Annotated in this window: 13 protein-coding genes; 12 read left to right on the top strand and 1 reads right to left on the bottom strand. The window is 52.5% G+C overall.

Going from position 1 to position 12855, the window contains the following annotated elements:
• Window positions 1-164 precede the first annotated feature (164 nt).
• The 9 genes from lepB to P40081_RS21050 all read left to right on the top strand — a co-directional run bounded on the left by lepB (window position 165) and on the right by P40081_RS21050 (window position 8917).
• On the top strand, window positions 165-785 hold the full coding sequence (lepB, locus tag P40081_RS21090) for a signal peptidase I (protein WP_039309359.1): 621 nt from the start codon (window positions 165-167) through the stop codon (window positions 783-785).
• A 29-nt stretch (window positions 786-814) separates the two neighbouring features.
• The gene (gene ylqF / locus P40081_RS21085) at window positions 815-1675 is read left to right on the top strand and encodes a ribosome biogenesis GTPase YlqF (protein WP_039309356.1); all 861 of its coding nucleotides are present in this window, start codon (window positions 815-817) and stop codon (window positions 1673-1675) included.
• 636 nt (window positions 1676-2311) lie between these two features.
• Window positions 2312-2923 (top strand): ribonuclease HII, encoded by a 612-nt coding sequence (locus P40081_RS21080; protein ID WP_231575431.1) that lies wholly within the window; start codon window positions 2312-2314, stop codon window positions 2921-2923.
• A 68-nt stretch (window positions 2924-2991) separates the two neighbouring features.
• Complete coding sequence (locus P40081_RS21075; protein ID WP_042138183.1) at window positions 2992-5199, top strand: hypothetical protein; 2208 nt, start codon at window positions 2992-2994, stop codon at window positions 5197-5199.
• Window positions 5196-5498: an EscU/YscU/HrcU family type III secretion system export apparatus switch protein gene (locus tag P40081_RS21070; protein ID WP_042138182.1), complete on the top strand. Its 303-nt coding sequence runs from the start codon at window positions 5196-5198 to the stop codon at window positions 5496-5498. Before P40081_RS21075 ends, P40081_RS21070 begins: the two co-directional genes overlap by 4 nt.
• On the top strand, window positions 5495-5881 hold the full coding sequence (locus P40081_RS21065) for a YraN family protein (RefSeq protein WP_042138181.1): 387 nt from the start codon (window positions 5495-5497) through the stop codon (window positions 5879-5881). The genes P40081_RS21070 and P40081_RS21065 overlap by 4 nt, the downstream gene beginning before the upstream one ends.
• A gap of 133 nt (window positions 5882-6014) precedes the next feature.
• Complete coding sequence (locus P40081_RS39070; RefSeq protein WP_052421921.1) at window positions 6015-6428, top strand: hypothetical protein; 414 nt, start codon at window positions 6015-6017, stop codon at window positions 6426-6428.
• A gap of 35 nt (window positions 6429-6463) precedes the next feature.
• On the top strand, window positions 6464-6973 hold the full coding sequence (locus P40081_RS21055; protein WP_042138178.1) for a metallophosphoesterase: 510 nt from the start codon (window positions 6464-6466) through the stop codon (window positions 6971-6973).
• Between the two features lie 213 nt (window positions 6974-7186).
• Entirely contained in the window at window positions 7187-8917 is a 1731-nt protein-coding gene (locus tag P40081_RS21050; RefSeq protein ID WP_042138176.1) for a YifB family Mg chelatase-like AAA ATPase, read from the top strand.
• Window positions 8918-9320: 403 nt separating this feature from the next.
• Here P40081_RS21050 and P40081_RS21045 read toward each other — a convergent pair whose 3' ends face one another.
• Window positions 9321-9749, bottom strand: coding sequence for an organic hydroperoxide resistance protein (locus P40081_RS21045; protein WP_042138174.1), 429 nt, complete (start codon window positions 9747-9749; stop codon window positions 9321-9323).
• A gap of 148 nt (window positions 9750-9897) precedes the next feature.
• Here P40081_RS21045 and P40081_RS21040 point away from each other — a divergent pair, with 148 nt between their 5' ends.
• The 3 genes from P40081_RS21040 to sucD all read left to right on the top strand — a co-directional run bounded on the left by P40081_RS21040 (window position 9898) and on the right by sucD (window position 12846).
• The gene (locus tag P40081_RS21040; RefSeq protein ID WP_042138172.1) at window positions 9898-10365 is read left to right on the top strand and encodes a MarR family winged helix-turn-helix transcriptional regulator; all 468 of its coding nucleotides are present in this window, start codon (window positions 9898-9900) and stop codon (window positions 10363-10365) included.
• 358 nt (window positions 10366-10723) lie between these two features.
• Window positions 10724-11881: an ADP-forming succinate--CoA ligase subunit beta gene (sucC, locus tag P40081_RS21035; protein ID WP_039295138.1), complete on the top strand. Its 1158-nt coding sequence runs from the start codon at window positions 10724-10726 to the stop codon at window positions 11879-11881.
• A gap of 35 nt (window positions 11882-11916) precedes the next feature.
• Window positions 11917-12846 (top strand): succinate--CoA ligase subunit alpha, encoded by a 930-nt coding sequence (gene sucD / locus P40081_RS21030; protein WP_042138171.1) that lies wholly within the window; start codon window positions 11917-11919, stop codon window positions 12844-12846.
• The last annotated feature ends 9 nt before the right edge of the window (window positions 12847-12855 follow it).

Genomic DNA, 12855 nt, shown 5'->3' with positions numbered 1-12855 from the left:
GTTTATTCTTGCTATGTAATCAAAACCTTGAACTAAGAAATATGTGCCTTAGGAACAGCTTCTCCGAAAAGGCCTCCTGAAGGAGTAATCGCGGGGGAGTTTTTGGCAGGAGTTTTTTTGTATTGTATAGTGGAGATAACAACATATGGAGAGGACGGTGAACTATGCAGCAGGATTTGCAGCCAGGGCAAGGCGAGATTACAGAATCTAACAGCCAGAGCCCCCAGAAGCCTAAGAATGAAGTCCTGGAATGGATTAAAGCGATTGCGATTGCATTGGTTCTGGTTATTCTAATACGCTGGCTTTTGTTCAAACCGTTTATCGTGGACGGACCTTCCATGCAGCCTAACTTCCATACTGGCGAACGGGTTATTGTTAATGAAATTCTCTATGATATTCGTACACCTCAGCGTGGTGAAGTCATCGTATTCCATGTGCCGTCTGAAGGCAGAGACTTCATTAAGCGTGTCATCGGTGTAGCGGGCGATACGGTGAAAGTTGAAGGGGATGTCGTAACTGTGAACGGCGAACCGGTAAATGAAACGTATATCCAGGGCGCAATTGATGATGCGCATAATAACAACTCTTTGTACAACAATAAGAACTTCCCGAATGAAGACTTTACGGATGGCACAGTGCCGGAAGGACATGTGTTTGTGATGGGGGACAACCGCTCAGACAGTACAGACAGCCGGATGATCGGTTATGTGCCGCTGGGTGATATTGTCGGCCGTGCGGACCTTATTTTCTGGCCGGTCAAAGATATTACAGTAATTAACCATTAAGCTGACAGAAGTCAAAGGAGGTGACGGCAATGGCCATTCAATGGTTTCCTGGTCATATGACGAAGGCTAGACGGCAAATTGAGGATAAGCTGAAGCTGATTGATATTGCAATAGAACTGCTTGATTCCCGTCTGCCGCTTTCCAGCCGCAATCCGATGATTGACGATATTTTGCGGGATAAGCCAAGGCTGATTATTCTGAATAAAGCGGATCTGGCCGATCCGGAAGCAACGCGCAAGTGGCTTGCTTACTTCAAGGAACAGGGCCATGTTGCCTATCCTGTGGATGCTTCTACCGGGACAGGCATTAAGGAGATTCCTGAGCAGGTCAAGCTGCTGCTGAAGGAAAAGATTGACCGGCAGATTTCCAGGGGAATTAACCCGCGGGCAATGCGCGCATTGATCGTCGGTATTCCCAACGTAGGCAAATCGACACTCATTAACCGGATGGCGGGCAGAAGTATCGCGATTACCGGAGACCGTCCAGGGGTCACCAAGGGCCAGCAATGGATTAAGACAGGCGGGAATCTGGAGCTTCTGGATACCCCGGGTATCCTCTGGCCGAAGTTCGAGGACCAGGTGGTAGGCTATAAGCTGGCGGTAACCGGAGCGATCAAGGAAGAAATCCTGAACATTGAGGATATCGCTTTCTATGCAGTAAAATATCTGGTGAAGGATTACGGCAGCCGGTTCCAGGAGCGCTTCGGTATCGACAAGCTGCCTGAGGATCTGGAGAACCCGGACGAAATCGTTGCCGTGATGGAAGCGGTAGGACGTAAACGGGGCTGTCTGCTCAGCGGCGGACGCGTAGATCTGGAGAAGGCTTCACGCGCACTTCTGCATGAGCTGCGCGCCGGCAAGCTTGGACGATTTACGCTGGAGACGCCTTAACTAAAGAATGAATTGTGGAATGGAAGAGCCATCCGTGTTTGTGGACTGGCTCTTTTTTGCGTGGCAGCACGGGGAGTTGGCGATGAGAACGGGTGAATGCGGAGAACTGTTGTACTTAATGCAACTATGGGTTATGGATAACTGGGTGTTCCGCTGGATTGTTGTATGAAATACAATAATAATCCCGTTAAGCCGCTTGGAGGAGGGGGAATGCTGCAATCTATACAACATTTATGGGATTGGAGCGGAACTAATGAAGGAAAAGTTGTATTTGCTGCAGGAATGTTAATTGGGAGACTGTTACGATGCAGCGGCTAACCCGGCTTTTTAATGGCAAGCAAGGCTAGATAGAAACGCAAAAGAATAACGAAAGCGAAAAGAAGTGTTTTGGACTTGAAGGAGCGACAGCGAGCAATTGTGTTAATCAGTTTCAACTGCGGATAGAGGATTAGATCAAGTAATCCTGTGTTACCAAGCGGCCGGAAATCGAAATATTCAACGCAGGGAGAGCTGAGCTTCAAGTCAAAAAATCATTATAATGACGGATGACCATAATGGCCGCTTATGTTAAACTGGCTAGTAGAGGAACCGGATAAATTGTTGATTGGCAGGTGGATAGAAGTGAGCACGATAGATATGCTTTTGTATGAAAAAGAAGGCTGGGAATTGTCTTACCAGCACATTGCCGGTGTCGATGAAGTGGGCCGGGGCTGCTTGTTCGGGGATGTGGTGGCTGCTGCGGTAATTTTGCCGGCCGGGCTGATTATTGAGGGTGTGGATGATTCCAAGAAGCTGACGGCCAAGAAGCGTGATGCCTTGTATGAGATTATTATGGATCAGGCACTGGCGGTAAGTGTAGGGCATGTAGAATCGACGGTGATTGATGAAATAAATATTAAGCAGGCTTCGCGTCTGGCTATGCGCAAGGCGGTTGAAGGATTAATCCAGCAGCCTGATTATATGCTGATAGATGCAGAGAAAGTGGACTTGCCTTTGCCGCAGCGTTCGATCATCAAGGGGGATGCCAGCAGCCAGTCGATTGCTGCCGCCTCGATTGTAGCTAAGGTTACACGCGACCGGCTCTGTGAAGGCTTGTGGGAGGAATTATACCCGGATTACGGGATTAAATTACATAAAGGATATGCAACCAAGCTGCACCGGGAACAGATCAAGACGCTGGGTGTAACGCCTATGCACCGGCGCAGCTTCATCGGTAATATTCTTGCCGAGCAGCAGACATTGTTCTAAGGGGATACGCAGTTATCAAAACGACAGATAATTCCGATATTATATAGAAGAGACAGGAGGCGGACAACATGAATATCGGATCACTCATTCGCGGCTTGCTCGGAGACAGCAAGGCGGGAGAGCCTAAATCTGTAGAGCTCAAGGAAGGTCAGGTTGTTCGCGGCGTTGTACTCAGCGTGTCTGATTCAGGCAAGGAAGCCATGGTGCAGATTCAGGGGACGCCTGTCCGTGCTGAACTGGAAACACCGCTTACACCTGGACAGACCCTGAACCTGCAAGTGGGTACACCTGGTGAGAACGGATTGCCGGTGCTGAAGCCCGTCTCTCTTGGTGAAGCGGCCCTTGCCTCACCGCAGAGTATGGGCGAAGCTATTGAATCGCTTGACCTTACGAATTCGAAGGCAGGGCGGGAGATTGTCCAGGCGATGCAGTCCGGCGGGTTGGCATTGACCAAAGAGACGGCGGCGAAGCTGGATGCGGTCATGAATGCCAAGCCGCCTGGTGTGCCAGCCTCGGAATGGCTGGAAGCGGCCGTCATCTCCGTGAAGCGCGGATTGCCGGTTACGGCTGAGACGGTGAAGGGGCTGCAGCAGGCGGTATTCGGTCCGAAGCTGCACCAGCTGCTGGCCACGCTGGAATCGGAGCTGAACGTGTGGGCCCAGCAGGGTGATGCTGGTAAGAGTGCAGAGTCGGCAGGAGGAAATAAATTTGCGGCAGGAGTGCTCACAGGTGGCACCACAGCTCCTGTAACCGGAAATACGGTAACGGCTGGTGTGCTGCCCGGAGCGAATACAGATGCTGACCTTCCGGCATCGAAAGCTGGCGCAACAGGTAATAGTGCTCCTTCGGGGGCGGCAGCCGGTTCTGTAGAGACCCAGTCTGGATCAGGAATGGTAAGTAGCACAGGGAGTAATAATGGTAACGTCAATGCTGGCAATACTCAAGCAATAGGAAGTGCTGGACAGGCTGCTGCAGCTTTGAATGCAGATGCTGCAGCAGAGGGGGAAGTGCCTGGAGGCCTGGCGCAGAAACTGCCGTTGTCCGAGGCGGCGTCCGCCAATAAGGCTGTATCCGCAGGAGATGCAGAGCCTGCGGGAGCAGCAGCGGCCAAAGGAAACGGCAGCACTGACCCGGCAGGCTCAGGTGCTGCTGCGGCTGGGCGGAACGAAGCCACAGGAGTGCGGGAAGGTGCGGGGGCGGCTGCGGCTGGCCGGAACGAAGCAGCAGGACCGCGGGAAGGCGCGGGGGCGGCTGTGGCTGGCCGGAACGAAGCTGCAGGAGTGCGGGAAGGCTCTGGAGCCGCTGCGCAGGTAAGCAGTGCTCCGCAGCCGCAGAGCACATCATCGGGCACTGCCCTGCTCGCGAAGTTGCAGGGCGTGCTCACCGAGCTGCGCGGCACGCTGCCGCAGCTCGCTACAGCCCCGCCCGCCTCCGGCGCGGCGGGCGAAGGCCCTGCGGCCGCGCAGCCGCCGCAGGGCAATGCCGCCCCGCCAGCACCGGCGGGGCAAGGGCAAGTCCCCGCTGCGCCGCGCGGGGACACCTCTGCTGCGGCTGCGCAGCCGCAGCAGGGCACGGCGCCCGCCCCCGACACGGAGTCGTGGGTGGGGCGGGTGCTGAAGCTGCTCGGTGCGGAGCACGAGCAGCAGGCCGTGCGCGGCGGCGTTGCCGCGGCCGCGCAGGGGCGTGAGGCAGCGCTGCCAGCTGCGGCGCTGCAAGGGGCGTCCGGCGGCGCGGAGGATGCCGCCGGTACGCTCAAGGGCGTGCTGCTGCAGGTTCTCGGCAGCAGCGAGGTCCCGCCCGCGGTCAAGGAAGCCGCGGGCCAGCTGGTGCAGCAGCTGACTGGCCAGCAGCTGCTGCTGAATTCAGACCGCACCGCGCCGTTCGCGCAGGTGACGATGTTCCTGCCGCTGCGGGGGCAGGACGGCCAGGAGACGGCTTCCGTCCATATCCAGTCCAGGCGCGGCCGCAAAGGCGAGCTGGATGCGGCGAACTGCCGCTTGTGGTTCGATCTGGATATGAAGCAGCTCGGCCAGACTATGGTGGACGTGCAGGTCGTTGACCGGATTGTCAGTCTTAAGCTGCATAATAATGAACCCTGGGTGCTGGAGCTGCTGGAAGGGCGCCGTGCGGACATTAAGACAGCGGTTGAATCTATAGGGTATCAGCTGTCCAGCCTGCGCACGGAGCCGTTACCCGAGCTGAGTACGGCTGCAGCTCCCGCCAAACAGTCCGATTATGTTCCAGATTCCTACAAAGGAGTCGATTACCGCATATGAGTGAGTCTGAACATAAGGTTGCGCAGAACCTCAAAAAGGCGGTTGCCCTTAAATATATCCCCGGCCAAAGCGAAGCTCCGGTTGTTGTGGCTAAAGGACAAGGCGCGGTAGCCGATATCATTCTGCAAAAAGCCAAAGAAAACGGGGTTGCTGTACAGGAGGATGCCGCGCTGGTAGAGGTCCTCTCTAAGCTGGATCTCGATCAGCAGATTCCGCCTCAGCTATACCAGCTGGTCGCGGAAATTCTGAGTTATGTATATCAGAGTGACCGTTCTGCCGGGGAACGGAGACCGAAGTGAGTCACGGGGCGGACAGGACGAATTATACCCGCAGGCAAAAAGGGGCTGCTGCCGAGCAGGCGGCAAGTCTGTATCTGTCCTCCCGGGGATACATAATCAGGGAGTGCAACTGGCGCTGCCGCAGCGGAGAGCTTGATATTATTGCTGAATATGAAGATGGGATTGTCTTCATTGAAGTGCGCAGCCGGAGCGGGGCTGGTGTGCAGGGAACCCCGGAGGAGTCAGTGGATGAACGCAAAATCCGCCAGGTGAGAAATACAGCCCAGGTGTATTTACATATGCGGGGTCTGAATAACCCGGTGATTTCCTTTGATGTAATCGCCGTACAGCTAAATAGAGATTTAAGTATTGCTTCACTACGGCATATCCGTGAGGCCTTTTAGCTCTTTTTTTGCCTGTATTCAACGATTCTGCTTATTTATCCTTGACATATCATGGGCTCCATGGGTCATTTCTTGAAAGAAATGGGTAAACATTAGTGTAACTTTTAATGTCACCATGAGGAGGGCTGTCCGAGTGAGAAATCAACCGATTGATATACAGGTAAGTTTTACTTGCCAGCATTGCGAGCACAGAGTCGTAGCGGAATTGGGCGGAGAGCCTCTGTCCGTTGTCTGCTGCAGCAATTGTAATAAGACATTTACCGTTATGCGGCCTGCAATAGCGGAAGAGATATTAATTGACTGGGAGCATGAGGCTTTATTCCATAAAATGCGTGCGGAAAAAACGGAAAGCAGCAACAGCAGCCTGTTGTCACTTGTCATCAATGTCATCGAGCTGCTTACCTGGAAGGATAAGGGGAACGGTCAGGTAGAGGCCATTAAGGAAATGCGTCAATGGCTGATCGAGCATGAGGAAACCCCTCCTTTGGCCGAGTTAATTCAGGTTGACGTGAATCGGCGTTCGTCCAAGAGAAACTGGAATAAATGAACCATTCCTGAAGTACTTGAAATGGGGGAGCTGTTTTGACTAATGTCTTTTTCACCTCGGATCATCATTTTGGCCATAAGCTGATCATAGATTTCGAATCCCGTCCCTTTGGCAGTGCCGGGGAGATGGACCAGTCGATGATTGCCAGCTGGAACGCTGTGGTGGGCAAAGGGGATAAGGTATTTCATCTGGGGGATTTCTCCTTCTTGAATCAGGAGGCTACCCGGAATATCGTTTCTGCGCTGAACGGCTACAAAATCCTGATTCTCGGTAATCATGACCGCGGACGCGGGCGTAATTGGTGGCTGGAAGCCGGATTTGACGAGGTCAGTGAATACCCGATCATTTATAAAGAGTTTTTTATGCTCTCCCATGAACCTATGTATATGAACAAGCATATGCCTTACGTAAATGTGCATGGCCATATTCATGGACAGAAATATGAAGGCAACAGCCATTTTAACATTTGTGTAGAGCACTGGAATTATGCGCCGCTGTCCTTTGAACAGATCAGGGATGCCGTTGTGGCCAGTGAGGAAGGCTGAACAAATTGATTCTCTAGTCATAGATGCACAATTATGCAAGACGGATGGGAATTGGGATTTGTGCAGCGGCTTGTGCGAAATAGTCCTTGCATGATAGAAGGGGCAATAGGTATACTCAACATAATAAAGCTAACGGAAAAAAGAGGAAGCACCCTTTTTCTTGGAAATAAACGCCCGTTCCGGGCGTATTTCAGGAGGAGAGGTGTTTTTTTTGTGTACGGAAAGATGCATAGTGCATGTTTGTACGGTATTGAAGGCGTAATGATCGGCGTGGAAATTGATCTGGCGAACGGGCTGCCGCAGACGATAATCATCGGATTGCCGGATTCTGCTGTGAGGGAAGCGGTAGAGAGAGTCCGGGCTGCGGTTAAAAACTGCGGCTACAGCTATCCTCAGCAGCGCGTTACGATCAATCTGGCACCTGCAGATCTGCGCAAGGAGGGATCGGCGTTCGATCTGGCCATCGCCCTGGGGATTCTGACAACAAGCGGCCAGCTTATTATGCCGGATGCCGGGAAAATGCTGCTCATCGGAGAATTGGCGCTGGACGGCAGTCTGCGTCCGGTGAATGGGGTGTTATCTATGGTAGAGGCAGCGCGCCGGGCAGGGTTTCAGGCAGTCCTCGTACCACCGGGAAATGCGGCCGAAGCAGCGCTGATAACGGGAATCCGTGTATATACAGCCGGACATTTGCGCGAGTTGTCACCGTCAGCTGCCGGTGTTCAGGCTTCTCCATTTGCGGTAGAGCCAGCTCCAGGACTGGAGCCGCGATTACCTACAGAAGTGCCGGATTCGGAAGTTCAGGAACTACCCATGCCGCAGACAGAGCTGCCGTTTCCGGTATCGGTTAGCAATGAGCCGTCCCCGAGGAACCGCCCGCCAGTTCAGGTGCTGACGCTGGACCATCTGAGATATCAGCCGGTAGGGAACAAGGTTCTTGCGCCGAGCCGGGAGGATCATCTGATGAAGGAGGATTACAGCGATGTAATTGGACAGAATCACGTGAAGCGCGCGCTCACTATTGCCGCTGCCGGAATGCATAATATTATCTTGATCGGCCCTCCGGGGACAGGCAAAACGATGCTGATTAAACGCCTTCCCGGCATTCTCCCTGACCTGAGCGATGATGAATCGCTGGAGGTGATGAAGATATTCAGTGCCGCCGGTAAGCTGAGGGACAGCAAATGGGGCCTGATGCGCCTCCGCCCCTTTCGTTCCCCGCATCACACGATTTCGGCTGCCGGACTGATTGGCGGAGGGGGAATACCGAAGCCGGGAGAAGTCAGTCTGGCACACCGCGGAATTCTGTTTCTGGACGAGCTGCCTGAATTCTCCCGTACGGTGCTTGAGGTGCTCCGCCAGCCGCTGGAGGACGGGGTAGTGACCATCAGCCGGGCCAGAGCGTCGTTCACATTTCCCGCCCAGTTTCTGCTCGCCTGCTCCATGAACCCCTGCATGTGCGGGTTTCTCGGGAACGGCAACTCACAGCAGCGGTGTACCTGCAGTCCGGCCCGAATCGCCCAGTACCGGGCCAAAATCTCAGGACCGCTGCTGGACCGGATGGACATGCAGGTTGATGTCCCCCGCCCGAAAGAATGGGACCGGAATGTGCCGGCGTTGTCTACAGCGCGGATGCGTGAGGACGTTCTGCGGGCTCAGGCTATTCAAGCTAAGCGTTACCGGCACCTGCCGATCTCCTGGAACAGTGAGCTTTCCGGAGCGGCGTTACGCCGTTACGCAGATCTAAGGCATGAAGAGAGTATGCTGCTGAACCATATTCTGGAGAGTCTAGGCCTCAGCATGCGGGCGCATGACCGGATCATTAAGCTGGCCCGCACCATCGCCGATCTGGAAGGGGCAGAGGAGATTGGTTCTGCGCATCTTGCCGAAGCTGTCCAGTACCGTAATCTGGACCGCCAGGTGACGGCAGAGGAGGAATACTAAGTGAGCGTTATCTTGTTCATTCAAGCCTGAAATGATCGGGAACTGGTCATCTAAAGGATTCTGAGTCTGTTTGACATACAAATCTGCCGTATCTGCATATATAAAGGAATTTCACTCCATCAGCTGGTAGTCACCCAAGAGTCGTGCTGAGTTTCCGCCGGGAAACGCACATCATTAACTCTTTTGAAAGTTAATTGTAGTGCGGGTTAGATAGAATACTCGAAGACAAATGGATAGATTAACACGGGACCCAAAGCATAAAGTTTGCCGATCAACGGCAAACACCCTGCCCGGGGCCGCCGGACAGGGCGTTTACTTTAAAGAAAGTATGGCTATATAAAGGGCAGGCTGGGGATAGAACATGTATACCCGGTCTTGTAATTATACTGAGCAGCAGTATGTCTTACAGCACATTCAGTTCAACTTCTATATTGCCGCGGGTAGCGCGGGAGTAAGGGCATGCGCCGTGAGCTGCTTCTACCAGCTGTACTGCAGTGTCGTGATCTACGCCTTTGACCAGAACATCCATCTTCACGGCAATGCCGAATCCGCCGTCTTCAACTTTACCGAAGCTTACGGTTGCTGTTACTTCACTGCCCTCAATCTTTATTTTACCCATACGGGCAACCATATTCAGTGCACTGTCGAAACATGCGGAATAGCCTGCTGCGAACAGCTGCTCAGGGTTAGTGCCTTCACCGCCGGCACCGCCCATTTCGCGTGGTGTGCTGATGGTAAGGTTCAGCTTAGGACTTTCAGATTCAATAAATCCTTGTCTTCCGCCAACCGCTTTTACTGTAGTTTCATACATTTTCTGTTGAATAGTCATCATTATAAATCGCTCCCGTTCGTTTTCATAATGTATTGTACACAACTTAATTTAACACAATTAAAATAAAAGTCAATCTATTTTCCGCTATTAACATGATATTATGAATGAATTGTGATAAACTAATGTCACAAAGGCAGGTGAAGAAGATATGCAAGAAGAAACTATGACCCCTCCGGAGCTAATGCTTGAGAATCAGCTCTGCTTTACGATTTATGCCTGTTCGCGTGAATTTACGAAGCTGTACCAGCCTCACCTGGACAAGATCGGATTAACGTATTCGCAGTACCTGGTTATGCTTGTCCTCTGGGAGAGACGGCAATGTACGGTTAAGGAGCTTGGTGAAGCTCTGTTCCTGGACTCCGGTACGCTGACTCCGCTGCTCAAGAGACTGCAGGCTGCAGGCCTGATTCTGCGCGAACGTTCCTTGCAGGACGAGCGGAAGGTGTTAATTTCATTAACCGCACAAGGATTGGCACTACAGCAGGATGCGATGTGCATCCCCGGTAAAATGGCCGAAGGCACCATGCTCTCCCCCGAGGAGTTTGTTGGACTGCTTGGCCAGTTCAAAGACCTGCTCGCCCGTGTTCATGAGAGCAATATTAGCAATTCGAAATAGTCTATCAGCACAAAGTCAATGCAATCGTTCGCATTCCGGCATGAAACCGAGCGAAAATGTATGTATAAATAGTGAAAGTTTTTAAGGAAAGCGCTTATAAAACATGTTACAATATTCTGGGTTTCACATTCTGGCATATAGGTAATTATAGATATCACTCTGTAATATGTTCTATATGCCACTAGCAGAAAACTGTACCGTTTACGGATTTAGTATTCAGGCGGCGGTTTTCTGCATGTGCCGGGATATTGCCAGTTTTCACCGGTCTGGACCCGGCTTTGGACAATCAAAACGGAATGCGGAATGGCTGCAGGCTGCCTGCTACACGGCCACCGCAAAACTTTAGGAGGCTTCCGGTATGAATATCCACGAGTATCAGGGAAAAGAAGTACTTAAGAAGTACGGTGTAGCCGTACCGAACGGAAAAGTAGCTTATACAGTGGAGGAAGCAGTGGAAGCTGCCGCAGCGCTGAGTACACCGGTAGTTGTAGTCAAAGCTCAGATTCATGCAGGCGGACGCGGTAAAGCCGGCGGCGTCAAGGTGGCGAAGAACAGTGATGAGGTTCGTGCCTATGCGGCTGAAATCCTCGGCAAGACGCTGGTCACCCACCAGACGGGACCCGAAGGCAAGGTAGTGAAGCGGCTGCTGATTGAAGAGGGCTGCCAGATTGTTAAAGAGTATTATATCGGACTGGTTGTAGACCGTGGTTCCGGCCGGGTAGTCATGATGGCTTCCGAGGAAGGCGGTACAGAGATCGAAGAGGTGGCGGCCACACATCCGGAGAAGATTTTCAAGGAAATCATTGATCCGGCAGTGGGACTACAGACCTTCCAGGCGCGTAAACTGGCTTACAGCATAGCCATACCTTCAGAGCTGGTAAATAAAGCTGTCAAGTTCATGCAAGCGCTATATCTGGCTTTTGTGGATAAAGATTGCTCCATCGCGGAGATTAATCCGCTGGTTGTAACGGCTGACGGAAATGTGATGGCGCTCGATGCCAAGCTGAATTTCGATTCCAACGCGCTGTTCCGGCATAAGGATATTCTGGAGCTCCGTGACCTGGACGAAGAGGATGCCAAAGAGATTGAAGCTTCCAAATACGATCTTAGCTATATTGCGCTTGACGGCAACATCGGCTGTATGGTGAATGGTGCGGGGCTCGCGATGGCTACCATGGATATTATTAAATATTACGGCGGAGAACCGGCCAACTTCCTGGATGTAGGGGGCGGCGCAACCACAGAGAAGGTAACCGAAGCTTTCAAGATCATCCTCTCGGATGATAAGGTAAGCGGGATTTTCGTTAATATTTTCGGCGGAATCATGCGCTGTGATGTCATTGCTACCGGTGTAGTTGAGGCAGCAAGACAGCTCGGGTTAACGAAGCCGCTGGTTGTACGTCTTGAAGGCACGAATGTAGCACTGGGCAAAGAAATTCTCGCCGGGTCGGGACTGAATATAGTTGCTGCCGATTCCATGGCTGACGGTGCCCGTAAAATTGTTGCTCTGGTGTAATATTCGACAATAAAAGTGAGGATGTGACCTGACGCATGAGCATTCTTGTAGATAAACATACGAAAGTCATCACACAGGGAATTACGGGCGCTACGGGCTTATTTCATACTAAAGGGGCACTGGATTACGGCACCCAGATGGTAGGCGGGGTAACCCCGGGCAAGGGAGGAACCTTTGTTCAGATCACGCTTGACAATGGCACGGAAGCCAGTCTCCCGGTATTTGATACGGTCGTTGCCGCCAAAGCAGCTACAGGTGCAACCGCCAGTGTGATCTATGTACCGCCTGCCTTCGCGGCTGATTCCATAATGGAAGCTGTGGATGCTGAAATGGAACTTGTCATTTGTATCACAGAAGGAATTCCTGTGCTGGATATGGTTAAAGTATCAAGATATATGGAGGGCCGTTCTACTGTATTGATCGGTCCCAACTGTCCGGGGGTTATCACGCCAGGAGAATGTAAAATCGGGATTATGCCGGGTTATATTCATATGCCTGGTTATGTAGGGGTTGTCTCGCGGAGCGGAACATTAACCTATGAAGCTGTACATCAGCTGACGGAGCGTGGTATCGGCCAGTCTTCGGCTGTAGGTATCGGCGGGGATCCGGTCAAGGGATCGGAGTTCATTGATATTCTGAAGCTGTTTAATGATGACCCGGGCACCAAAGCAGTCATCATGATCGGAGAGATCGGCGGGACGGCAGAGGAAGAAGCGGCTCAGTGGATTAAAGAGAATATGACAAAGCCTGTAGTCGGCTTTATCGGGGGCGTTACTGCACCTCCCGGCAAACGGATGGGCCATGCCGGGGCGATTATTTCAGGCGGCAAAGGAACGGCCAGCGAGAAGATCGCTGTGCTGGAGTCCTGCGGGATCAAGGTCGCGCCAACGCCTGCGGAGATGGGCTCTACGCTCGTCAGTGTGCTTGAGGAACGCGGCATTCTGAATGCTTTCACCACCCACTAGAGCTCAGCC

The organism is Paenibacillus sp. FSL P4-0081 (genome assembly GCF_000758565.1).
GTDB lineage: Bacteria > Bacillota > Bacilli > Paenibacillales > Paenibacillaceae > Paenibacillus_AQ > Paenibacillus_AQ phytohabitans.
This window is presented reverse-complemented; position numbering and strand designations above follow the sequence as displayed.

Bases quoted from the DNA above. Each gene is read 5' to 3' on its own strand.
- lepB (WP_039309359.1), top strand. From the start codon at position 165: ATGCAGCAGGATTTGCAGCCAGGGCAAGGCGAGATTACAGAATCTAAC.
- P40081_RS21045 (WP_042138174.1), bottom strand. From the start codon at position 9,749: ATGATGACTATTCAACAGAAAATGTATGAAACTACAGTAAAAGCGGTT.
- P40081_RS21080 (WP_231575431.1), top strand. From the start codon at position 2,312: ATGCTTTTGTATGAAAAAGAAGGCTGGGAATTGTCTTACCAGCACATT.
- ylqF (WP_039309356.1), top strand. From the start codon at position 815: ATGGCCATTCAATGGTTTCCTGGTCATATGACGAAGGCTAGACGGCAA.
- P40081_RS21070 (WP_042138182.1), top strand. From the start codon at position 5,196: ATGAGTGAGTCTGAACATAAGGTTGCGCAGAACCTCAAAAAGGCGGTT.
- sucD (WP_042138171.1), top strand. From the start codon at position 11,917: ATGAGCATTCTTGTAGATAAACATACGAAAGTCATCACACAGGGAATT.
- sucC (WP_039295138.1), top strand. From the start codon at position 10,724: ATGAATATCCACGAGTATCAGGGAAAAGAAGTACTTAAGAAGTACGGT.
- P40081_RS21075 (WP_042138183.1), top strand. From the start codon at position 2,992: ATGAATATCGGATCACTCATTCGCGGCTTGCTCGGAGACAGCAAGGCG.
- P40081_RS21040 (WP_042138172.1), top strand. From the start codon at position 9,898: ATGCAAGAAGAAACTATGACCCCTCCGGAGCTAATGCTTGAGAATCAG.